The sequence below is a fragment of the Ralstonia pickettii genome (genome assembly GCF_016466415.2).
Classification (GTDB): domain Bacteria; phylum Pseudomonadota; class Gammaproteobacteria; order Burkholderiales; family Burkholderiaceae; genus Ralstonia; species Ralstonia pickettii.
Map to the genome: position 1 here is coordinate 104,279 of NZ_CP066772.2, position 22,255 is coordinate 126,533.

Annotated in this window: 18 protein-coding genes and 1 pseudogene; 11 read left to right on the forward strand and 8 right to left on the reverse strand. The window is 61.6% G+C overall.

The genetic code is table 11. The annotated features are described in order from the left end of the window. Positions 1 to 149: 149 nt before the first annotated feature. The 4 genes from RP6297_RS16660 to RP6297_RS16675 all read left to right on the forward strand — a co-directional run bounded on the left by RP6297_RS16660 (position 150) and on the right by RP6297_RS16675 (position 4,378). The gene (locus RP6297_RS16660; RefSeq protein WP_009239865.1) at positions 150 to 989 is read left to right on the forward strand and encodes a hypothetical protein; all 840 of its coding nucleotides are present in this window, start codon (positions 150 to 152) and stop codon (positions 987 to 989) included. A 5-nt stretch (positions 990 to 994) separates the two neighbouring features. Beyond that, entirely contained in the window at positions 995 to 2,380 is a 1,386-nt protein-coding gene (locus tag RP6297_RS16665; RefSeq protein ID WP_009239866.1) for an LLM class flavin-dependent oxidoreductase, read from the forward strand. 249 nt (positions 2,381 to 2,629) lie between these two features. Next, complete coding sequence (locus tag RP6297_RS16670) at positions 2,630 to 3,754, forward strand: zinc-binding metallopeptidase family protein (RefSeq protein WP_009239867.1); 1,125 nt, start codon at positions 2,630 to 2,632, stop codon at positions 3,752 to 3,754. 111 nt (positions 3,755 to 3,865) lie between these two features. Continuing rightward, positions 3,866 to 4,378, forward strand: a complete 513-nt coding sequence (locus tag RP6297_RS16675) for a hypothetical protein (protein WP_009239868.1) — start codon at positions 3,866 to 3,868, stop codon at positions 4,376 to 4,378. A 54-nt stretch (positions 4,379 to 4,432) separates the two neighbouring features. Here the strand turns inward: RP6297_RS16675 and RP6297_RS16680 are convergent, their stop codons facing one another. Next, positions 4,433 to 5,386, reverse strand: coding sequence for a chemotaxis protein (locus RP6297_RS16680; protein WP_009239869.1), 954 nt, complete (start codon positions 5,384 to 5,386; stop codon positions 4,433 to 4,435). Positions 5,387 to 5,503: 117 nt separating this feature from the next. Next, positions 5,504 to 6,409, reverse strand: coding sequence for a LysR family transcriptional regulator (locus RP6297_RS16685; RefSeq protein WP_009239870.1), 906 nt, complete (start codon positions 6,407 to 6,409; stop codon positions 5,504 to 5,506). Between the two features lie 112 nt (positions 6,410 to 6,521). Here RP6297_RS16685 and RP6297_RS16690 point away from each other — a divergent pair, with 112 nt between their 5' ends. Next, positions 6,522 to 7,583: an SDR family oxidoreductase gene (locus RP6297_RS16690; RefSeq protein ID WP_009239871.1), complete on the forward strand. Its 1,062-nt coding sequence runs from the start codon at positions 6,522 to 6,524 to the stop codon at positions 7,581 to 7,583. Between the two features lie 375 nt (positions 7,584 to 7,958). On the opposite strand, the gene RP6297_RS16695 is transcribed toward RP6297_RS16690, so the two are convergent. Beyond that, on the reverse strand, positions 7,959 to 8,378 hold the full coding sequence (locus RP6297_RS16695; protein ID WP_223293302.1) for a hypothetical protein: 420 nt from the start codon (positions 8,376 to 8,378) through the stop codon (positions 7,959 to 7,961). Between the two features lie 181 nt (positions 8,379 to 8,559). Here RP6297_RS16695 and RP6297_RS16700 point away from each other — a divergent pair, with 181 nt between their 5' ends. From RP6297_RS16700 to RP6297_RS16725, 6 genes and pseudogenes are all read left to right on the forward strand, one after another. Then, the gene (locus tag RP6297_RS16700) at positions 8,560 to 9,243 is read left to right on the forward strand and encodes a type 1 glutamine amidotransferase domain-containing protein (protein ID WP_009239872.1); all 684 of its coding nucleotides are present in this window, start codon (positions 8,560 to 8,562) and stop codon (positions 9,241 to 9,243) included. Positions 9,244 to 9,857: 614 nt separating this feature from the next. After that, positions 9,858 to 12,548 (forward strand): excinuclease ABC subunit UvrA, encoded by a 2,691-nt coding sequence (locus RP6297_RS16705; protein WP_009239873.1) that lies wholly within the window; start codon positions 9,858 to 9,860, stop codon positions 12,546 to 12,548. Positions 12,549 to 12,583: 35 nt separating this feature from the next. Then, a pseudogene (locus RP6297_RS16710) lies at positions 12,584 to 13,745 on the forward strand (low temperature requirement protein A). 122 nt (positions 13,746 to 13,867) lie between these two features. Further along, the gene (locus tag RP6297_RS16715; RefSeq protein WP_009239876.1) at positions 13,868 to 14,398 is read left to right on the forward strand and encodes a GGDEF domain-containing protein; all 531 of its coding nucleotides are present in this window, start codon (positions 13,868 to 13,870) and stop codon (positions 14,396 to 14,398) included. Positions 14,399 to 14,684: 286 nt separating this feature from the next. After that, the gene (locus tag RP6297_RS16720; protein WP_009239877.1) at positions 14,685 to 16,109 is read left to right on the forward strand and encodes an alkaline phosphatase family protein; all 1,425 of its coding nucleotides are present in this window, start codon (positions 14,685 to 14,687) and stop codon (positions 16,107 to 16,109) included. Between the two features lie 3 nt (positions 16,110 to 16,112). Continuing rightward, entirely contained in the window at positions 16,113 to 17,327 is a 1,215-nt protein-coding gene (locus RP6297_RS16725) for an alkaline phosphatase family protein (protein ID WP_009239878.1), read from the forward strand. A 696-nt stretch (positions 17,328 to 18,023) separates the two neighbouring features. Here the strand turns inward: RP6297_RS16725 and RP6297_RS16730 are convergent. The 5 genes from RP6297_RS16730 to tnpA form a co-directional block, all read right to left on the reverse strand. Continuing rightward, the gene (locus RP6297_RS16730; protein WP_009239880.1) at positions 18,024 to 18,473 is read right to left on the reverse strand and encodes a hypothetical protein; all 450 of its coding nucleotides are present in this window, start codon (positions 18,471 to 18,473) and stop codon (positions 18,024 to 18,026) included. A gap of 180 nt (positions 18,474 to 18,653) precedes the next feature. After that, positions 18,654 to 19,520, reverse strand: a complete 867-nt coding sequence (locus RP6297_RS16735; protein ID WP_009239881.1) for a CHAD domain-containing protein — start codon at positions 19,518 to 19,520, stop codon at positions 18,654 to 18,656. 249 nt (positions 19,521 to 19,769) lie between these two features. Next, positions 19,770 to 21,299 carry an IS66 family transposase gene (gene tnpC / locus RP6297_RS16740; RefSeq protein ID WP_009238807.1) on the reverse strand — a complete coding sequence of 510 codons (1,530 nt, stop codon included), beginning with the start codon at positions 21,297 to 21,299 and terminating at the stop codon, positions 19,770 to 19,772. Positions 21,300 to 21,361: 62 nt separating this feature from the next. Beyond that, on the reverse strand, positions 21,362 to 21,727 hold the full coding sequence (tnpB, locus tag RP6297_RS16745; protein WP_306303472.1) for an IS66 family insertion sequence element accessory protein TnpB: 366 nt from the start codon (positions 21,725 to 21,727) through the stop codon (positions 21,362 to 21,364). Continuing rightward, entirely contained in the window at positions 21,694 to 22,065 is a 372-nt protein-coding gene (gene tnpA / locus RP6297_RS16750; protein ID WP_004633552.1) for an IS66-like element accessory protein TnpA, read from the reverse strand. The genes tnpB and tnpA overlap by 34 nt, the downstream gene beginning before the upstream one ends. Between the last annotated feature and the right edge of the window lie 190 nt (positions 22,066 to 22,255).

The window sequence follows — 22,255 nt, forward strand, 5'->3', positions numbered from 1 at the left end:
GTTATGTGCGTGCAGCGTCTGACGACATGCGCAACGCTTCGTTTGCCTGCACAAGCTTCAATGCAACGATGACAGCCTCGCTGCACCCGGCCACCCCGCAGGTGCATGCCCCATCAACCGGAGCGACCCTCCGCGACGAGGATGTCAGCATGACCCAAGCCCATCTCGAAACCATCGCCTCAGCACACACGCGCTACGGTGCCGCGCTGGAAAAAGACCTGTTCGACCGCGTTGCCGCCGTGCATGCGCCGCACCTGCCACCCGCACGCACGGAACCGCCGCGCGACGCACAGACAGCGGAAGAACTGGAAGGCGTGATTGACTACGCAGTGTGGAACGCGGCGCACGACCTTTTCATCGTGCAACTGGCCAGCGCTGGGTTGGACCGGCTGTTTCGCAATGAGCCCGACTTCCAGCTCGCACTGTCGCGCCAGATCGGCGATGACGGGTTCCACACAGTGGCTTCGCGCGAGCGCATTCGCGTGCTGTCGGGGCGCGATCAGATCGAGCGCATCGTCCGCGATGTGCGCCACCACTGGGATGTTCTGGGCGATTACCCACTGACCAGTCAGGCCGCGTTTCTCGCGTGGGAATTCCACTACGAGCATCACATCCTCGCGCGGCTGCAAGTCAATCGACGCACGTCGCGCGTGCTCGATCTTGCCAACCGCGACTTTGCCGAGAACCGCATCATGCCGGACGAGGAGGTGCACCGCATCCTCATCACCGAGTGGTGGCACCGAAAGCTCGATGCGGCATCGGACGGCGAGCGCGAGCAGCTCGTAGGCGAAGTGCTGGAAGCCGACGACAAGCTGCAGGTGCTGCTCGATGATTACCTGCGCGAATCGTGGGCGTTGAACGAACGCGCAGCCGGCATCGACACGCGCAACTACGTGCCGCTGTACGACGCATGGCGGCGCGAGATTCTGGGCGTATTGCTGCAACGCTCTGCCGACGCCCTGCCGTCCCTCACCAGCCTCGGCACCTGATCGCGATGTCCAAGAAATCGATCCTGCTCAACGCGTTCAACATGAACTGCGTGGGCCACATCAACCACGGGCTGTGGACCCATCCGCGCGATACGTCGGCCGACTACCGCAAGCTCAGCTATTGGACCGACCTCGCCAAGCTGCTGGAACGGGGCTTGTTCGACGGTCTGTTCATCGCCGATATCGTGGGCGTGTACGACGTCTACCAGCAGTCTGCCGACCTGACGCTGCGCGAGTCGATCCAACTGCCGGTGAATGATCCGCTGATGCTGGTGTCGGCCATGGCGGGCGTGACAGAGCATCTCGGCTTTGGCCTGACCGTCAACCTGACCTATGAGGCGCCGTACCTGTTTGCGCGGCGCTTCTCCACGCTCGATCACCTGACAGACGGCCGCGTCGGCTGGAACATCGTCACGGGTTATCTGGACAGCGCCGCACGCGCCATGGGCCTGCGCGAGCAGATTGCACACGACGAGCGTTACGACCGCGCCGATGAGTTTCTGGATGTGGTCTACCAGCTGTGGGAAGGCAGTTGGGAAGACGATGCGGTGCTGCGTGATCGCGCCGCACGCGTGTTTGCGCAGCCCGACAAAGTGCACCGCATCCGGCACCACGGCCGCTATTACGACGTGGAGGGCTACCACTTGAGCGAGCCGTCTCCCCAGCGCACGCCGGTGCTGTTCCAGGCGGGCTCGTCCGCGCGTGGGCAGACCTTTGCCGGGCAGCATGCGGAGTGCGTGTTCCTGTCGGGCCAGAGCCAATCGGCCACGCGCGATCAGGTGGCGCAGTTGCGTCAGGCTGCCGTGCAGGCCGGGCGCCGCGCGGATGACGTCAAAGTCTTCATAGGCATCACCGTGGTGGTCGACAAGACGGAAAAAATTGCGCGTGAGAAGCTTGCCGAATACCAACGCTATGCCAGCGCCGAAGCCGGTCTGGCGCATTTCTCGGCAGGCTCTGGCGTCGACTATTCGGCCTATGCGTTGGACGATCCGCTGCGTGCGGTGAAGACGAATGCGATCGAGTCATCCATCCGCCGCGCCACCGGCGGCGATACGCAGTTCACGGTGCGGCGCTTGCTCGACCAACTTGCCTTGGGTGGCCGATACGCCACGATCGTCGGTGACGCGCAGCAGGTAGCCGACGCGCTGCAGCAGTGGATGGATGTGACCGACATCGACGGCTTCAACCTGGCGCGCACGGTCACGCCGGAAAGCTATGCCGACTTCATCGACCTGGTGGTGCCGGAGTTGCAGAACCGCGGTGTCTACAAGACCGGGTATGCGCCGGGCACCTTGCGTCGCAAGCTGTTTGGTACCGACCGTCTGCCGGACGCCCACCCGGGCGCGCAACGGCGGCGGCAACCCGCACAGGAGCTGGTGGGCCACCCCTAAGCGCTGGTCGTGGGCGTCCCCAGCATCTGTTGATCGCGCTTCCACGCACAGCGCGGTGCGATGGACCCATGAGGCGGATTCGCTGTGCGCCGGGATACGGGCATTGATGGCCGAGCCGGTACAGCGCACGGCCGTGCGTATGACATGCCAATGGGGTACAACGCTTGCTGGAAAGCTGTCCGCAGCCACGCCACCATCCTGGTCGGGAAGCACCCCGAAAGCCAGCCCTTGCCCTGCTCTTGGACCGCCATGAAAACGTTCCACTGCAACCGTTGCCAGCAACTCGTCTTCTTTGAAAACGTCTTGTGCGAGCGCTGCAACGCCCTGCTCGGCTACCTGCCTGACGTGGGCGAGATCAGCGCGTTTGAACCTGCCGACGAGCCCACTGAGACAGCGGAGACGGGGGAGACGCTGGAGACAGCAAAGGCCGCGGACAAGCGCTGGCGCAGCCTTCACCCCGAGGCACAAGGCCAGCGCTATCGCCAATGCCACAACTACGCGGTCGAAAACGTCTGCAACTGGATGATCCTGGCCGATTCGCCCGACACGCTGTGTCGCGCCTGCCAGTTCACCGAAACGATCCCCGACCTTAACGTGCCGGAAAACCGGTTCTATTGGTACAAGATGGAGGTGGCCAAGCGCCGACTGCTCTATACGCTCATGAAGCTGGGCCTGCCACTGGAATCGCGGCAGGAGAACCCCGAGACGGGGTTGAAGTTCGCGTTTCTCGCAAGCAAGGAAGACAGTGCGCCCGTCATGACCGGCCACAACCACGGCCGCATCACGCTCAACATTGCCGAAGCCGACGATGCCGCGCGCGAAAAAGCCCGTACCGAGCTGCGCGAGCCCTATCGCACGCTGCTTGGGCACTTCCGCCACGAATCCGGGCATTACTTCTTCGACCGCCTGATTGCCGGCAAGCCGATGTGGGAAGCCGCGTTCCGCGAGCGCTTTGGCGATGACCGCGCGAGCTATGCCGACGCCCTCAAGACCTATTACGACAATGGCCCGCCGGCGGACTGGGCACAGCACTACATCAGCGCCTACGCCACCATGCACCCATGGGAAGACTGGGCCGAAACCTGGGCGCACTACCTGCACATGGTCGACGCGCTGGACACCGCCGTGTCATACGGCCTGGCATTGCTGCCCGACCATCCACAAGAGCCCGAACTGACCGACCAGACCCCAGTGGAAGAAGCCAGCTTCAACAACCTGATGAGCCGCTGGTTTCCGCTCACCTACGTGCTCAACAGCCTCAACCGCAGCTTGGGTCAGCCCGATGGCTACCCGTTCACGCTGGCATCCCCCGTGATCGACAAGCTGCGTTTCGTGCACCGCGTCATCGCTGCCTCCGCCCAGAAACCCCGTTGATCGCACCAATGTTGTGCGGCACAGGCGCCAGTTTGGATCGATGGAATATTTCGGGCGGCCGCGCGGTTTACCATCCGTAAGGTCAATCCCAGCATCCCCCCGGAGAACGCCATGCCAAAACGACTCAGCAGATGGATCAGCCTGACGGCACTTGCCCTTTGCGCGTGTGCCTCGCTCAACCCTGTGCAGACAGCGCAAAAGATGATCGGCCAGCCGGAAAGTGCTGTGCGAGAAACCTTTGGCGCACCCACCGAGACCTATCAGCTTGCGGATGGCACGCACCGCTGGATTTACTCCAGGCAGCCGCTCGGGCACGAGGTGTATGCCGCCGATTTTGACGCCAACGGCAAGCTCACCAACTATCGGCAAATGCTGACGGAAAAGGAAATCTACGAGGCGCGCCCGGGTGTGTGGTCCAAACGCGATGTGCTCGAGCGCTTCGGAACGCCGAAAGAGCCGACGCAGTACTACCCGCTGATGAAGCGGGAGGCGTGGTCATATCGGATGTACGTCGCCGGGACTCAGCAGGCGCACTTCAACGCCCTGTTTGACGACAACGGCGTGCTCGATCGCACCATGATCGTCGTCGACCCGCTTGGCGGGGACCACCACAGCCGCAAGTAATACAGAGCCCGGCGACGCATTGCACGTCGCCCGGCCCCATGCCTGGCTCAGGGCTTAACCCAGCGCAGAAGCAATAGCCTGCGCGAGCTCGTTGGCTTCGAACTTGGCCACGTAGCCGTTGGCGCCGACGCGGCGCACGTGGTCTTCATTGGCCGAGCCCGACAGCGACGAGTGAATCACCACCGGAATCGACTGGAACGCCGGCTCGGTCTTGATCTTGCGGGTGAGCGTGAATCCGTCCATCTCGGGCATTTCCAGATCGGTCAGCACCAGCGCAATCTTGTCGCGCACGGTCTTGCCTTCGCGGGCGGCATCGCGTGCGATGTTCTGCAGCGTATCCCATGCTTCCTGGCCGCTCTTGGTCATGACGTACGGCGTGCCCATCGCCTCCAGGCCGTTGGCGATCAGCGAGCGCGCGAGGCCCGAGTCATCCGCCACCAGCAGCTTTGCACCCGGCGGCAGCTTGATCGGGCGCTCGTCATTGTCGGGCGCCAGATCGGTGCGACGGGTCGGGAACACATCCACCAGAATCTGTTCGACGTCGATGACCTGCGCCAGGCGCGAGTTGTCGGCGTTGCCGTCCAGGCGCGCCAGGCTCGTGATGTTGCTGCTGCCCACGCTTGCCTCGGCCGGGAAGATCTGGCTCCATTCGAGGCGCACGATCTCGTCCACTTCTTCCACCGCAAAGCCTTGGGTGGAGCGCGCGTATTCGGTAATCAGCAGGATGTTGGCATTGCCGTTCTTGGTGCCGATCACGCTGGCGAGATCGATCACGGGAATGATCTGGCCGCGCACGTTGACCGCACCCAGGATATGGGCGCCGGCATCCGCAACATGCGTCACAGGCGGCATGACCATGATCTCGCGCACCTTGAACACGTTAATGCCGAACATCTCGCGCTGGTTGGAGCGCGCAGATTCGCCCAGGCGGAACAACAACAGCTCAAAGCGGTTGTTGTTCGTCAGATTGGTACGTTCATCGACTTCGTGCTGCGAATGCTGTGACATTGCGTCTTCCCCCGTTCATGCACACGTTATGTGGCGGTAAACGGCACGGCATTTGGCAACTTGAAGGCGTTTTGAGAATGTGAAGCCCACGCCCTTCCAGGGAGGGGGATCGCAAGCCTAGGCAACCTTCACGTGCGCGACCAGAAAATCGAGAAACGCCCGCACGCGCGCGGGCAGATGCGCGCCCTGGCCGACATAGACGGCATGGATGTCTTCGGTCTCGCCGGGGTTGTAGTCCTCCAGGACGGGGACGAGGCGGCCTGCCTCAAGATCGGCGCGCACCTGGAACTCGGCCAGGCGCGCCAACCCCAGGCCGGCCACCGCCACAGCCCGCAGCGCCTCGCCATCGCTGATCTGCGTGTTGCCCTGCGGCGTGAACGCGGTGCGGCGACCGCGCTTGGCAAAGGGCCAGGCGTTTTCGGCACGTACGTAGCTGAAGGTCAGGCAGTTGTGGCGCGCTAAATCAGCGGGCGTGCGCGGCGTGCCGGCGCGCGCCAGATAGGCCGGCGACGCCACCACCATCAAGCGCGTCTGCCCGAGCTTGCGCGCCACCAGCCGCGAACTTTTCAGCGGCCCGCTGCGCAGGGCAACGTCGGTGCGATCTTCCAGCAGATCGACCACGCGATCCGTAAGCGCAATGTCGAGCGACACCTCCGGATGACACGCCAGAAAAGCCGGCACGATCGGCAGCAGCACATGCGTGCCGACCGGCACATTCGAATTGATGCGCAAGCGCCCTGAAGGCTGCGCCCCGGCGGAAGCCTCGCGCTCCGCCTCGTCCAGATCGGCCAGCACTGTCACGCTGCGCTCGTAGAACGCGGCACCCTCTGGCGTGAGCTGCAAGCGCCGCGTGGAGCGGTTCACCAAGCGCGCGCCGAGGCGGGTCTCCAACCGTGCCACCAGCTTGCTCACCGCCGACGGCGTCATCCGGCACGCGCGCGCCGCGGCGGAAAAACCGCCCTCCTCCACCACCCGCACGAAGACTTCCATCTCGCCAAAGCGATTGACATCAAGCCGCGACATTGTGATTTCAATTCATAGATGATGTGCTTTCAGGCAGTCTACCGCACAGATCCGGGCGTTCTCATACTGGTGGCCATTCCCATTGCTACGTTGGGCACGCCCCAATATCAACATGACTACACCGGACAAAGTCGCGCTCGTCGTGGGTGCGCAGGGCGTGATCGGCCGCAACTTGGTCGAGCACCTCGCCACATTGGATGACTGGCGCATCGTCGGCCTTTCGCGCCGCGGCGGCGCATCGACGGAGCGCATCACGCACATCGCCGTCGACCTGCTCGACGCGGCCGACACGCGCGCCAAGCTCAGCGAACTGGACAAGGTCACGCACCTCTTTTACGCCGCTTATCAGGACCGCCCGACCTGGGCTGAACTCGTTCCGCCCAACCTTGCCATGCTGATCAACGCGGTCGACGCCATCGAAGCCGCGTCGCCCCGCCTCGCGCACATCAGCCTGATGCAGGGCTACAAGGTCTACGGCGGTCACCTCGGGCCTTTCAAGACGCCGGCGCGCGAGACCGATGCGCATTTCATGCCGCCGGAATTCATGTTCGACCAGCAGACCTTCCTGGAAGCACGCCAGGCGGGCAAGACATGGACATGGTCGGCCATTCGCCCGGCGGTGGTGGGCGGCTTCGCTCTGGGCAACCCGATGAACCTGGCCGTGGCCCTTGCCATGTACGCGTCGATCTCGAAAGAACTCGGCCTGCCGCTGCGCTTTCCCGGCAAGCCTGGCGCATACGACCACCTGCTGGAAATGACCGATGCCGGCCTGCTGGCCCGCGCCACGGTGTGGGCCGCCACCGACCCGCGCTGCGCCAACCAGGCCTTCAACATCAACAACGGCGACCTGTTCCGCTGGAGCGAAATGTGGCCCAGGATCGCGCGGTACTTTGATCTGGAAGTCGCCCCGCCGCTGCCCTTGTCGCTCGACACCGTCATGGCCGATAAGGCGCCGCTCTGGCAAAGCATGATCGCCAGGCATGGTTTGGTGAATACACCCTACGGCGATGTGTCTTCGTGGCGCTTTGCCGATTTTGTCTTCTCGTGGGACTACGACATGTTCGGCGACGGCTCCAAGGCGCGCCGCTTCGGCTTTCACGAATATGTGGAGACGGAAGCGATGTTCATGCGCATCTTCGACGACTTGCGCCAGCGCAGAATCATTCCGGGCTAGAGCATCCGGATGCCTCGGCCAGCGGGATTCACTGGCCGATCCGGCTAGGGGGATGTCCCGACTCGGGTTTCCTCAGGAAGGGCCGATATAGTGAAAGCGGGACGGTAGCTCATGGGTCGAGCGGCGACGGTTTACCGACGCAGGCAGGCAGGTTCAAATCCTGTACGTCCCACCATCTCATGATTTATTGAGGAACAACAAAACTTGTGCCGTTAAGCATAAAGTGGCCGTCTGGACAGGTTATGGTTGTTTACCCGCTGGGCCACATGTATCGAAAATCGGCGCTCAGTTAAATAGTTTTTCCCGCTCGCAGCGGGAATGATGGACGTAAAAAAGCCGGCCGCGTGGCCGGCTTCTTCTTTGGTTTGGAGGCGCTCAGTCTGCTTCGATGCGTCCTTTGGCGTCCTGGAGCAAGCTGATGACTCCACTGACGCTTCCGAGCACCTCTTGAGGGACGCGCTCCCTCACCTCTCGAAGATTGATTGCTTTACCTTGGCTAACGATGTTCTGACATGCGACATCAATAGCCTCTCGCGCATTGTCCAGGCTCTGTTCTCCGCGGCGCCGCAACTGTCGCCGCCAGCGCTCGGCCAGGATGCGAGCCTCCGTGTTGGCGTTCTGATATAGCTGGCGCACGTCGACATCGAGGCGCCGCGCCGCCTCTGCCACACTCACCGGCGTCAACGAATTACCCATCGCGGTCAGTTCCGCGCGAATCTGGTCCCAGTCCAACGTCCGCCGTGGGGCACGCTGGCACTGGCGCGAATTCGATACTGGCGGAACTGGAATCGACATGTTCCGGCGACCTCCGACCGCTTGATGCCGACGTGGTCAAGGGGCGGGGAAGAACACAGCACAAAAACCGGCAACACCCTCAGCGCTCCTGACAGCCGCCTATACTGCCAGAATGACTTGGGTCGACGACACCGCTCTTCGGCTCGTTGCAACGTGAATTGAACGGACTCGCGAGGTTGTCATGAAGATTCTGGTGGTACTGACTTCACACGACCAGCTCGGCGATACGGGCCGGAAAACCGGATTCTGGCTCGAAGAGTTTGCCGCGCCTTATTTCGTGTTCAAGGACGCAGGCGTCGAGATGACGCTCGCTTCGCCAAAAGGCGGCCAGCCGCCTCTCGACCCCAAGAGCGACGATCCGGATTCGCAAACCGAAGCAACCCGGCGTTTCAAGAACGATAACGAAGTGCAAGCGGCCCTGGCAAATACAGCGAAGCTCTCAACTGTCTCGGCCGCGGACTATGATGCCTTGTTCTATCCCGGCGGACACGGACCGCTCTGGGATCTGGCAGAAGATCCGCAGTCGATCTCATTGATCGAAACCATGTATGCGGCGGGAAAGCCGGTCGCCGCCGTTTGCCATGCACCCGGTGTGCTGTGTCATGCAAAGGCGCCTGATGGCTCTCCGCTCGTGCGCGATAAACCCGTAACCGGCTTTGCCAATTCAGAAGAAGCGGCCGTCGGTCTTACGGAAGTGGTGCCATTCCTCGTCGAGGACATGTTGAAGAAGAATGGAGGCAAGTATTCGAAGGGGCCGGATTGGCAATCATATGTGGTCGTCGCGGCAAGCCTGATTACTGGACAGAATCCCGCCTCGTCGGAAGCAGCGGCAAAAGCGCTGCTCTCGAGGCTGAGCATGGCTTGATACGTCGCCGGAGTTGAAGGAGTGAGTCATGCAAAAGGAGAGTGGGCCAGCAGATCCGAAACCCGAAACCAATCGAAGGACGTGATACATGCGCCCGAGCCGAACCTGAACCGGCGCGCACCAAGCACCTTGCTTTGATCGCACAGGGAGTCTTTTCAGAAAATCGGCGTCGCTGGCTGGTAGAAGCGCGAACGACGATCGTTTGATCATGTCATGGGGCTTTCTGTTGCTGTCCGCGTCAGCCCTGGCTGGTCCCCCTGATTGTCTAAAAAGAATGGAGGAGCCGCGTCATGCAATCTTCCCTTGAAGAACACATGCTCTTCGATATGACACGGTGCGGAATTCGTTGCAGGCATCCTCATGCTGGTCTCGCACATCATGTTTGAATCTTTAGGGATGGCTCTTTACAGTCTCGGCTGTCTGGGGAAATGTGCCGCTGTCATGCTGGCGCTTCGGGTTTAATTGAAGCAGTGAGGATGCCCCGACAATGCTGGCCGCAGCGGCCATCCCCGCCCTCGTTGCTCAACAACCTTCGAGCCCGAATAGCCTGTGCCGAGCGCCTTCATTAGTTTTCGCTCGATTCGCCGAGCCATGCTTATTCGTTAGTCATCGATATGGACGCCATCCGCAACAAGGGTCGCTTGACGCCGGCGCAATCCGACGCACCCGCTTTCACCGGCTTCGTGTGCGTGCGCGGCGCTCGCGAACACAATCTGAAAAACATCGACGTGCAGATTCCGCGTGATGCGCTAGTCGTCTTCACCGGCGTGTCGGGATCGGGAAAATCGTCGCTGGCATTTGGCACGTTGTACGCCGAAGCGCAGCGGCGCTATTTCGAATCGGTCGCGCCGTATGCCCGGCGCCTGATCGAACAGGTCGGCGTGCCCGAAGTGGACGCGATCGAAGGCCTGCCGCCCGCGGTCGCGTTGCAGCAACAGCGAGGCACGCCGAGCGCGCGCTCGTCGGTTGGCAGCGTGACCACGCTGTCGAGTCTCGTGCGCATGCTCTATTCGCGCACTGGCGACTATCCGCCAAAGCAACCCATGCTGTTCGCCGAGGATTTCTCGCCAAACACGGTGCAAGGCGCCTGTCCGACTTGCCATGGACTCGGCCGCGTGTACGAGGTTACGGAAAAATCCATGGTGCCGGACGACTCGCTGACCATTCGCGAGCGCGCAATCGCTGCATGGCCGCCGGCCTGGCACGGACAAAATCTGCGCGACATTCTGGTGACGCTCGGCTACGACGTCGATAAACCGTGGCGCGATTTGCCGAAGAAAGTCCGCGACTGGATTCTCTTCACCGACGAACAGCCGACCGTGCCCGTCTACGCCGGCCTCACGCCGAAAGAAACCCGCGCCGCGCTAAAGCGCAAGGACGAACCGAGCTATCAAGGGACATTCTCCGGTGCGCGCCGCTATGTGCTGCACACGTTCGCGAACACGCAAAGCGCGCTGATGAAAAAACGCGTGTCGCAATTCATGGTCGGCAGCGTCTGTCCGACCTGCCATGGCAAGCGGCTCAAGAAGGAAGCGCTGTCGGTGAAGTTCGCCGGGCTCGATATCGGCGATTTTGCTCAGTTGCCGCTCGCCAGACTTGCCGAGATGCTCGAACCGATCGCGCGCGGAAAATGGCCCGAGCCGGATGCCGCTCATTCGGTCAAAGACGCCGCCAAAGGCAGCGTGCTCAGCAGGAGCGCCATGCGCGATGCCGTCGAAAAGCGGGTCGCCGCAGGCGGTTCCGCGCACAAAGCCTCGCCCGACGTGAGGCGCACGCCCAACCTGTCCGAGGAGAAGCGCGTCGCTGCCCAGCGTATCGCAGCCGAACTTCTAGAGCGCCTGACGACGCTGGTCGATCTGGGCCTGGGCTATCTCGCGTTGGAGCGCAGCACGCCCACGCTGTCATCCGGCGAAACGCAGCGCCTGCGACTCGCCACGCAGTTATCGTCGCAGTTGTTCGGCGTCGTGTACGTGCTCGATGAGCCATCAGCCGGTCTGCATCCCGCCGATAGCGAAGCACTCTTCAGCGCGCTGCAGGGATTGAAGGCGGCGGGCAATTCGCTGTTTGTCGTCGAACACGATCTGCAGATGATGCGGCGCGCCGACTGGCTGGTCGACGTCGGCCCCGCAGCGGGTGAGGCCGGCGGCTATGTGGTCTATAGCGGGCCGCCCGCCGGACTCGCGAAGGTGGAGGCGTCGCAAACGCGCCGGCATCTGTTCGCGCCGCCGGCGCCAGTCGAACGTATGCCGCGTAAACCTACCGGCTGGCTGCGGCTCGCCGGCATCACGCGCAACAATCTGCTCGGGCTCGATGCCGCGTTTCCGCTCGGCTGTCTGACTGCCGTCACAGGCGTGTCGGGCTCGGGCAAATCGAGCCTCGTGAGCCAGGCACTGCCCGAGCTGGTCGCTAGCCACCTTGGACGCGCCTTCGAAAACCCGGACAACGACGAGCAGGACCCGTTGTTCGCCGCCACCGCCGTGCCGACCGGAGGCCGCATCACCGAAGGGATGGACACCGTGCGGCGACTCGTGCGCGTCGATCAGAAACCGATCGGCCGCACGCCGCGTTCCAACCTTGCCACTTACACGGGCCTGTTCGACCATGTGCGCAAGCTGTTCGCCGACACGCCGCTCGCCCGCAAGCGCCGCTACAGCGCGGGCCGCTTTTCGTTCAACGTGGCGCAAGGCCGTTGCCCGACTTGTGAAGGCGAAGGCTTTGTCAGCGTCGAACTGCTATTTCTACCGAGCGTCTACGCGCCCTGCTCGACATGTCACGGCACGCGCTACAACGCGCAGACGCTGGAAGTCACGTGGCGCGATAAAAACATCGCCGAGGTGCTCCGCCTGACCGTCGACGCCGCCTGCGACTTCTTCGCCGACGAAGCCAGCGTGATGCGCGCGTTGAACGTGCTGCGCGACATCGGCCTGGGCTATCTGCGGCTCGGCCAGCCGGCCACCGAACTGTCCGGCGGCGAAGCCCAGCGCATCAAACTCGCCACCGAACTGCAACGCGCGCAGCGCTCCGACACGCTGTATATCCTCGACGAGCCGACCACCGGCCTGCATCCCGCCGACGTGGACCGGCTCATGGTGCAACTCCAGGGACTCGTGGATGCCGGCAATACCGTCGTGGTGGTCGAACACGACATGCGGGTGGCCGCGCAGAGCGACTGGGTTATCGACGTCGGCCCGGGCGCCGGCGACGCCGGCGGCAAGATCGTGGCGAGCGGCACACCAGTGGAGATCGTGCGCGCGAAGGAAAGCCGCACCGTCGAGTATCTGCGGCGGTACCTCAACAACCACTGAAGATTGGTGCGCTAGCATTACTTGTTAGGCCCAAAATGCACAACACAAAATATTTCGAACTCAATCGCCGTGCCACCTGGCTGGAGTTGTTCTTCGACCTGATTTTTGTGGTAGCGATCGGTGACGTAACGAATATCCTGAACCACACGCACGAGGGTCATCTTGACCCACCCCAGTTCTGGCAATACGTCCTCGCTTTCATACCCTTGTGGTGGATTTGGGTCAGCCACACGATGTATGCCAACCGGTTCGACGCGGATGACCGGAAGCATCGGCTCGCTACCCTGTTCATCATGTTCCTGATGATTATCATCTCAGGCTTGATCGACCAACGATTCCTGACCAGCTTTGAGGCCATCATCGTCTGCTACGCTTGTTCGAAATACATCATCGCCATGATGTATTTCGTATCGAAGCAACGGCACAAGGAAAGCGTGCATCTCACAACGGCAGTTGGGTGGGTGACCCTCGCTGGCGCCACCATCAGCCTCGCTTCGATCCTGTTCCCGGCGCCACAGCGATACGTCGTGTTTTACCTTGGAATACTGTTCGATCTGGTTGCGTTCCTCTTTTTTTTTGCCCCGTCATCTCCAGGGTATCCCAGTGCATACCGAACACCTGATCGAGCGTGTGGGCCTGCTCACGCTCATCTTACTGGGAGAGTCCGTTATCAGCCTGTCGGCGGGACTGGCCAATATTAACTGGACTGTGGTGAGGCTGATGACCGCCGCCACCGGCTTCGTGACGATTTCCAGCATCTGGTGGGTCTACTTTGACAGTTTTCACCTGTTGTCCAGACAGAAGCTCGCGACCGGTCATTCGGTCGCGTATTCGCATCTTTTTGTTTTCATCGGCCTGTCAATCCTGGCGAGCCTGATCCGGCATGCGATCCTGGACGACATGCAGGTATCCGATTTCCGGATACTGTTGGTCATCGGCACGGTCTGCTTTTTCATTGGCAAGCAGTACGCCTATTTCATGGAGCGTCCTGAGTTGCGGCGCCAATTGGTCGTCAACACCCTGGTCGTGTTTGTGTTGACCGGGCTTGCCCTGCTATTGCCCAGAGCAAGTTACATCCTGCTTGGCCTGACCGCTACGGTGATTTGTTATGCTTTCCTCAGTCTCAAATACCTGACCGTCCCCCGTGGGCGTCAGGATCATCCACGCAACAGCGCTATCACGGGAGACCAGCCATGAGCGACACAGCAAGTTCGGGTGCAATGCGGATGGCGTCCCAAGTTATCTGTGTCGAAGTAAAACGAGTCGAAACGGCCGGACTTCTGGCGGTTGGGGTTACCGCAACCTCGATCTAATTGTCAGTGCTGGTCAACAGGCTCGAGAAGCGAGCCGCTACCGACCCTTTGACGGGTCTGAGCAATCGCAAGAGCCTTGAGAAGGCCGTCGCACGCGTCCTTTCTGCTCAAGACGGGGAAGCGTACCGAACGGCTCTGTTGCTCATTGATTTGGACGGGTTCAAACAAGTCAACGATGCATATGGGCACGGAGTAGGAGACTTGCTGCTGCAACGCTTTGCCCATGCCTTGCAAGCTCGGATGCGCCGGGGCGATACGCTCTCCCGCTTGGGAGGCGACGAGTTCGTGATTCTGGCGCGCGACCTTTATAGCAAGACAGACGCGCAAGCCATTGCAGATGAAGTCCAATCGGTACTGAATGCGATTCAAACCGTTGATGGGCATCCGGTTTCTGTGTCGGCCAGCATCGGCGTCTACCTGTTTTCAGCCGACACGCGAGACGCCCCACTCGACATCCCCGCCATCATGCGTCGCGCAGATAGTGCGATGTTTCGCGCGAAGACCTCTGGCAAGAACCGGACTGTGTTCATCGACTAGCGTTTCCTCTGTGATGGCGGGTGAGCTGACAACTCGGTCGCCTCCAAATGCGATTCCGCTGCCGTTGCCAGATTTTTATCCCGCGCCCGTCCGCCAGGCGTTGCATACCCGCACCTAATCTCGAAGCAGTCTTGACGACGTGTGCACCACACGCCGCATCCAGACCGTTTGAATAAGAGCCACGACTCTACTTCGCGATCCTGTCACATGATGGTCCGAGCACCACTGCTACTGTCCGCGCGTTCTAGGGATGCCCTCAGGGCGATAAACAAGCAGGAGATGTTGCGTGACTCAGAAGATTTCAACGGTGCGTTTCCAGACGCGCCGCCGATTGCTTGGTGCGGCGGCGGCAACGCTCGCCAGTGCCGGCTTGTCTGCATGTGGCGGGGGCGGCGACGGCAGCCTCGTGGGGGATTCAGGTGGCGCCTCGTCGACGGGCAGCGCGCCCGTGCCAGCACAGTTGGTTCCACCGGTCCTGCCCGCTCCTGCGCAGTCGGGTATCGACCACGTCGTGCTGGTGGTGATGGAAAACCGATCGTTCGACCACTATCTGGGCTGGCTGCCCGGCGCTAACGGAAAGCAGGCTGGACTCCAGTTCATCGATGCCTTTGGCAATCCGCAGAATTCGTTCCGCCTTGCGACTGATCCCAAGTATGGTTTCCAGGGCTGCGGCTTTGCCGATCCGGATCACAGCTACGAGGGAGCGCGCACCCAGCTCAATGGCGGGAAGATGGACGGATGGTTGCTCACGGCCGACACAAACAAGACGCCTGGCGATCTGTTTCCCATCGGCTACTACCAGGCCGAGGATTTGTCTTTCTTCGGATCCGCCGCCCGCGATTGGACAGTATGCGACAGCTACCACTGCGGCGTTTTGGCGGAGACATATCCGAACCGGTTTTACTTGATGTGTGGCGAGACCGACCGGCTGCACAACTCCAATGCAACCTGTTCGCTCCCGACGATCTTCGATCGCTTTGCCGAGAAGGGCGTGTCGGCCAACTATTACTTCAGCGACGTGCCGTTCACGGCGCTGTTTGGCGCCAAGTATCTCAAGAACTCCAAACCGTTCACGACGTTTTTGACGGACGCCGCAGCCGGCACCCTACCTGCGTTCTCATACGTCGATCCGCGCTTTACCGGGGAGAACCCGCAAGGCGTATCGGCCGACGATCACCCGAACTCGGATATCCGCAACGGACAGGTCTTTCTCAATCAAATCTATGATGCCGTGCGTAATGGTCCAGGTTGGCAAAAAACGCTGCTGATCATCACCTACGACGAGTGGGGCGGCTTCTTCGACCACGTACCGCCGTTCAAGCGCCCGGTGTCTGCCGCAGAGACACAGTTGGGCAACGACGGCTACCTCGGCTTCCGTGTGCCGATGGTGCTGATCGGGCCCCGGGTCAAGCGTCGGCACGTCAGTCATTGGCCGCTCGACCCGAGTTCAATTCATCAGTTGCTGACCTGGCGCTTCGGGCTGAATGCCCTTGGCGCGCGTGGCGGGCTGCCGGACACCAATTCGATCGCCTACGCGCTCGACTTCGTCGCTCAGCCAAACCTGTCGGCGCCGGCTTACTCTGTCCCGCAAGGTCCGTTCGGGGGCGTGTGCTCCGGCTCCATCACCGGCAGCGTCCCCGGCATCAGCGGCGTTCCTGGCATCAGTTCCCTTCGCACGATCGCCACCTCGTTGGGCTTTCCTCTTCCTTGAACCATGGCCATCATGCGACTTTCCCAATTGAACTGGCTGACCAGCGGCATCCTCGCAACCTTCCTCGCCTGCCTGCTGACGGGCTGCGGCGGCGCGAGCGATGCAGCCAACTCGACAGGTGGGCCTTCGGCAGCAGTGTCGCCGGCTCCGGTCTCGCCACCCGCGCAGGCCCCGGTGACGCCAACCGCAAGCCGGATCGGCCATGTGTTCGTCATCGTGCTGGAGAACAAGGGCTATACCCAGACTTTCGGTTCTGGCAGCCAAGCGCCTTACCTCGCAAACACGCTGACGAGCCAAGGCGCGTTGCTGACTCAGTACTACGGTACCGGCCACAACAGCAACGATAACTACCTGACCATGATCAGCGGTCAGGCACCCAATGCGCAGACCCAGGCTGACTGCCAGTACTACACCGACTGGTTGGGCACCATGAGCCCCGATGCCAACGGGCAGGTGACTGGAACCGGCTGTGTCTACCCTGCCGCCATCGGCACGATCGCCAGCCAACTGGATGCCAAAGGGTTGGCTTGGCGCGGCTATATGGAAGACATGGGCAACGATCTGACGCGCGACGGCAGATCGACCTGCTCCCACCCCGCCCTCAATGGCAAGGACGGCACGCAGTCCGCCATCGCGACGGACGGATACGCGACGCGCCACAACCCGTTCATGTATTTCCACTCAGTGATCGACAACCAGTCGTATTGCGACAGTCATGTGGTGCGGCTCGATTCGCTGGCCACCGATCTGAACAGCGTTGCAACCACGCCCGCGTTCTCCTTCATCGTGCCAAACCTGTGCAACGATGGTCACGACGAGCCCACCTGCGCGGACGGCAAGAGCGCAGGCGGACTGCCGGCGGTCAACCGGTTCCTGCAGGCCTGGGTGCCGCAGATCATCAACTCACCGGCGTTCCAGTCCGATGGCCTGCTGATCATCACGTTCGACGAAGCGGATACGAATGACACCTCGGCCTGCTGCGGTGAGCCGACCGGGCCAAACTCGGTCGCGCCGGGCCTGACCGGCCCTGGCGGTGGCCGCGTCGGCGCGGTGGTGCTCTCCCCCTTCGTCAAGCCGGGCACGGTCAGCAATACGCCCTACAACCACTATGCCCTGCTCAAGAGCATCGAGGACGTTTTCGGGTTATCGCATCTTGGCTATGCCGGCATGAACGGCCTGCAGGGCTTTGGCAGCGACGTGTACAGCGCCGCGCGCTGATCTTTCCCGCGACGCCGTCTCGATCGACATCGGGCCGGCCAAAAAGGCTGCGGCGAGATGCCCTCGGTGGCTGAGGGCATGCGCCAAGCTGTCAGATGGGGGGCGTCTGCGGCTCCGTCTGCCCCCCCTTCAAGGAACGCCGGGAAGCACCGCTCGGCAATCGCACGACCGTCGCGCATGCCTGCGGCGATCGCTGCAACGGCCGAATCAACATCGGCGGACACACGATGGAGCCGCTGCATCTGCGGATAGGACATGGCATCGTCCCATGGTGCGCAGATAAACCCTGTGTATGTGTATGCGTATCTGAAACCGGAGCCCCTGCCGAGCACGGCCAGCACCTGTATTGAGCAGCCGCTGAACTGCTGAATTGCCCACTGCTGCGTTGCAGCGCCCCCAAGGTATTCATCGCTGTCTTGCTATTGTCGGCAGGCGACGGCTGCAAGGCAATTGTCGAAGATTTACATCACATGAATGACATTTTTGTCATTGCTTTCATGTGACTTAGTTGAAAAAAGATAGGTCGGGCCTTTTCTCCTCCTCGTGCGCAGCCAAGATGGCTGCGCTTTTTTTGCCGATCCGGTGTTCAGGGGTCCGCTGTAGGTTCGCGCCTGCAGGGGGCAAGGGGCCAGTTCGCGTATGCCGGTCCATACAAGCGCTGATTGGCAGATCGTCGTCAGCGCGAATACCGCACCATCAATCCTTTGCTGGTCGACCCGTCTTCACAGACTCTAGTTTCGCTACGACGGCGAGCAGACGATTCGCCGGCATCGCGGCCAATAGGTTGACTCCAGCGCGCAAGAGTTCGCTCTTCTTGACCTTCTTACCACCTGCGAGACACCTCTCCTTGATCTCGGCGAGCATTCGATAGTCTGCTTCCGGCATCGTGAAACTGTCCCGCACAACCTTGGTTTTCTTCGGCTTCTCCGGTGCCATCTCTCCCGCTGGGGTAGCCACACTGGCAGCACGCTTTGTCTTCTTCTGGTTTTTCTCTTGCCCGGTTGGCAATGCCGCCGGCTTGGCCGAGCTTTGTTTGGTTGCTCGCGCGCCTGCGCTCGCTTCAGATTTGGTTCGGCCAGTCTTTGCTGTCGCACTGGACGATGCGTTCTCAGCCACTGCCGCTTGCTTTGCCATTTCGAGTTCCATCTGTTGCCCCCTTTTCTGATGTGTACTGAAACAGTATATATAGTTTCCGACGGGCAAAAAACTTGAACACACCGATCAGGCTGAGGCCCGACGCCTCCTGACAAAGCTTGGACCGGATCTTGCCCACTGCTTCTGTGGATAAGTGACTGCACCTCCCCGACCGGCGCTCCAAGTAGAACCTCAGCGCTCGCAAGGAAGACACCCTAATGCGGCAATAGCAGCACGACGTCGGGCCTTCTTCTCCTTTCTAAGCCATTGCACAAACAGTTCGTGGGCTGTCGCATACTCCGGTCTGACGGGGACTTGGGAGATGTAGGTTGCCCCGACAACCACGTCGTTCAGCTCTCCTAAAGCGTCTTGAAGCTGTTCCAGTCGGCGAATTCGTTTGATGTCCTTCTTTCCCAACACGGGCGAGAAGAACTCAAGCAGGTAACGCAGTCGCTTGATTTGGATACGCGTCTGATGCAATTCCTGCAAGCCACCATTCGACGCGCGACGAAGCGCTCGATTCACCCGCCTGGACGCCGCTGCAATACTGGCATGCGCAAACTTTCCGAGCGTCTCGCTGGTCTCTGGCTGCGCCTGCGTTGCCTTGCCGATCGCTTCGCTAAAGTCAGCCATCAGCCTCTCAGGCCCGATGCCCTCGAATGCAACGCGGCTCTCGGCGCGCGCGCGCTGCCTGATGTCTTCCAACGCCTCCAGCAAGATCAAGGCAGAAGGCTGGCTCGGCGGAACGGCAGCGCGCAACAGCACGTTGACGATGATGTCCCAGTTCCTCGGCGGCCCAATTTGAGCCGCAACATCCGCTAGCCTGCATCGCCAGTCATCGGCCAGCGCCTTCGGAAGCAGGTCCCGATAGGCCCACAAAAGCGCCCGCAGTCTACGAATGGCGACTCTGAGCCGATGACCGATCTCGGGGTCGTTGCTCCGTAGATACTCTGGTGCCCAGTGCTCGACGATTGCGATCTCAGGCGTGGCCAGCCGAGAGAGCATCGACAGGGCCGGTGCCTCGGCGTGCAAAGGAGATGATGCGGCGGAGTTGACCATCAGAATTGCCCGTTGAGATCAGAGCACCGTTCGCAGCGACCAGCCCAATCTCCCAATTGAATCGATGCGCGGCTTGCTGACACACACATGCAGTCTCATCACTCCATTGAGAGGTAGGAGCCAAGCCGGGGACGTTGGCCACCAGACTATCAGGCCACTGTAGACGAGTCTTCGACATTGGCCTTGACACCTATCAACCGTGAATATAGAGGACTCGGCGGTAAGCACCCGGTGAACCCGTCTTGCCAGCTAGGTGGCGCTGGGCGTCCAGCGATGCGGGAGCAGTTCGGCGATGTCGGCCGCCTTGTGGGTCGGCAGTCGCGTGAGGACGTCTTTCAGATAGGCGTAGGGATCGTGCCCGTTGAGCTTGGCCGATTGGATCAGGCTCATGACGGCAGCCGCGCGTTGACCGGCGCGCAGTGAGCCTGCAAACAACCAATTGGAGCGACCCAGGGCAACCGGCCGGATCTGTCGCTCGACGTGGTTGTTGTCGATGGGCACCGTCGGGTCGTCGAGGTAACGCACGAGAGCCGGCCACCGCTTGAGGCTGTAGTCAATGGCCCGCGCGATCGCCGAGCCGTCTGGGACGCGGCGTCGCTGTTCCTCGAGCCAGGCGTGCAGCCGCTCTAGAATCGGGCCAGCCCTTTGTTGCCGCGCTGCCAGGCGCTGGTCTGGCTCAGCATCCCGCACTTGCGCCTCGATCTCGTACAAGCTCACCATGTAGCGCAGTGCCTGGCCCGCCAATTCGCTCTTGTGCTTGTCGTGCAGTTCAAAGAACTTGCGCCGCGAATGGGCCATGCAACCGATCTCAGTGACGCCACCGTCGAAGCTGGCCTTGTAGCCGGCGAAGTCATCACATACCAGCTTGCCTTGCCACTGCCCCAGGAACGCGCGAGCGTGCTCGCCGCTGCGGCTGGGCGCAAACTGGTAAATCACCGCGCGCATCTTCTCGAACTCGCTCGGCGCATAGGCCCACAGGTAGGCGCGGTGCGTCTTGCCATTGCCGGGCGCGAGCATCTGCACTGGCGTTTCGTCGGCGTGCAGAACACCGTGGCTCAGAACCTCTTCTTGCAGGGCGTCCACCAGCGGTTGCAGACGCACGCCACAGATGCCCACCCACGCGCCCAGTGTCGATTGCGGGATGGCCAGACCGGCGCGCGCATAGATGCGCTCCTGCCGATACAGGGGAAGGTGGTCGCCGAACTTGGACACCAGCGTATGTGCCAGCAGTCCGGCCGTCGGGATGCCTTTGTCGATGACGTGGGGTGGCACCGGCGTCTGCACCAGCGTCTCACACTGATCGCACACCCATTTGCCGCGGATGTGACGCTCCACGGTGAACGTGCCCGGCGTGTAGTCCAGCTTCTCGCTGATGTCTTCGCCAATGCGCTTGAGCGCACACCCACAGGTGCAGGTCTCTGCGTCCGGCTCGTGGTGGATGTCGGTGCGCGGCAACTGCGGCGGCAATGCCTGGCGCTTGGGCTTGCTCTTGGCTTCAGATTTGGACGACGGCAGGAGCGCTTCCAGTTCGGTCTCAATCGCCTCGAGGTCTGCGTCAATGGCTTCGTCCAGCAGACTCGCCTGTTCAGATGTCAGTTGCTCGCTGCGCTTGCCGAACTTCCAGCGCTTGTGGATGGCCAGCTCGTGTGTGAGCTGGTCGATCTTGGCTTGCCGGTACCGCAACTCCCGGTCCTTCTCGCCGACCTGGGCCATCAACTGCGCAGCCAGTGTGCGCAGTTCGTCCGGGCTCAGGGCATCGAGGTTGGTGGGTAGGTTCATGCGGCGAGTCTGCCAGAACCCCAAGTCCTCTGGAAGGAAGCCAGTTTACGGCTTTGGGGGTATTACACGACCGTGATCGCGTGGTCGTGGGTGAGCGTCTGCCAAGGCAGCCCCGTCACCAGCGCACGCAATTGCTCGGGATTGAGCGCCGTGGCGATCGCCTGGTCGCCGTTCGTCCAGATGAAGCGCCCCTTGTTGAGGCGCCGCGCGGCCAGCCAGATGCCGAAGCCGTCGTAGACCAGCACCTTCATGCGCGTCGAACTCTTATTGGCAAACAGGTAGGCGTGGTGGGGGCGTGCCGCGCCGAACACCTTGACGACCCGCGCGAGGATCGTTTCGGTACCGGCGCGCATGTCCAGCGGCTCCACGGCCAACCAGATCGCGTCCACCCGAATCAACGCAACCACCCTTGCAGCCACTGGGCGCACTGCGCTGCGGCCGATCCCGGCCAGCGAAGACTGATCGTCGTCGCGCCACGGCGGACTTCGATCTGGATGTCCGGCACGGCAGTGGTCGGCTCGCCGATCCGCAACGGGATGAACTCGCCTTGCGGCACCCTCATCAACTCGCGGTCCTCAGGCGCGCCATTCTTTGCTTCCTGCTCGGCGACCCAGCGCCGCAGCAGATTCGCATTGAGGCGATGGTGCAGGGCTATCGCCGCGATCGAAACACCCGGCTGCATGCACTCCTGCACTGCCTTGGCCTTGAACTCGGCGCTATGCCGACGTCGGCGCCGTATTGGCGCGCTCTCTTCGATAGTGTCCACGTGTCCACCTAGAACTAGATGGACACGATGCTCCTTGCTACGCGGGTCCCCTTCAAGACGGGTTCACCGGGTGCTTACACTCGGCGTTAGCGCGTCGCGCTTCAACCGCGGCGAGGTGGTAGAGGGCGCACATATTTTCGCTGCAATAGTGCACTGCAAGAATTCACCTTAAGTGGCACGCAGATTGGCC

Excerpts from the sequence above, each read along its gene's own strand:
- RP6297_RS16670 (WP_009239867.1), top strand. The coding sequence starts at position 2,630 with ATGAAAACGTTCCACTGCAACCGTTGCCAGCAACTCGTCTTCTTTGAA.
- RP6297_RS16695 (WP_223293302.1), bottom strand. The coding sequence starts at position 8,378 with ATGTCGATTCCAGTTCCGCCAGTATCGAATTCGCGCCAGTGCCAGCGT.
- RP6297_RS16680 (WP_009239869.1), bottom strand. The coding sequence starts at position 5,386 with ATGTCACAGCATTCGCAGCACGAAGTCGATGAACGTACCAATCTGACG.
- RP6297_RS16685 (WP_009239870.1), bottom strand. The coding sequence starts at position 6,409 with ATGTCGCGGCTTGATGTCAATCGCTTTGGCGAGATGGAAGTCTTCGTG.
- RP6297_RS16690 (WP_009239871.1), top strand. The coding sequence starts at position 6,522 with ATGACTACACCGGACAAAGTCGCGCTCGTCGTGGGTGCGCAGGGCGTG.
- RP6297_RS16730 (WP_009239880.1), bottom strand. The coding sequence starts at position 18,473 with ATGGAACTCGAAATGGCAAAGCAAGCGGCAGTGGCTGAGAACGCATCG.
- RP6297_RS16725 (WP_009239878.1), top strand. The coding sequence starts at position 16,113 with ATGGCCATCATGCGACTTTCCCAATTGAACTGGCTGACCAGCGGCATC.
- tnpC (WP_009238807.1), bottom strand. The coding sequence starts at position 21,299 with ATGAACCTACCCACCAACCTCGATGCCCTGAGCCCGGACGAACTGCGC.
- RP6297_RS16665 (WP_009239866.1), top strand. The coding sequence starts at position 995 with ATGTCCAAGAAATCGATCCTGCTCAACGCGTTCAACATGAACTGCGTG.
- RP6297_RS16660 (WP_009239865.1), top strand. The coding sequence starts at position 150 with ATGACCCAAGCCCATCTCGAAACCATCGCCTCAGCACACACGCGCTAC.
- RP6297_RS16705 (WP_009239873.1), top strand. The coding sequence starts at position 9,858 with ATGGACGCCATCCGCAACAAGGGTCGCTTGACGCCGGCGCAATCCGAC.
- RP6297_RS16675 (WP_009239868.1), top strand. The coding sequence starts at position 3,866 with ATGCCAAAACGACTCAGCAGATGGATCAGCCTGACGGCACTTGCCCTT.
- RP6297_RS16700 (WP_009239872.1), top strand. The coding sequence starts at position 8,560 with ATGAAGATTCTGGTGGTACTGACTTCACACGACCAGCTCGGCGATACG.
- RP6297_RS16735 (WP_009239881.1), bottom strand. The coding sequence starts at position 19,520 with ATGGTCAACTCCGCCGCATCATCTCCTTTGCACGCCGAGGCACCGGCC.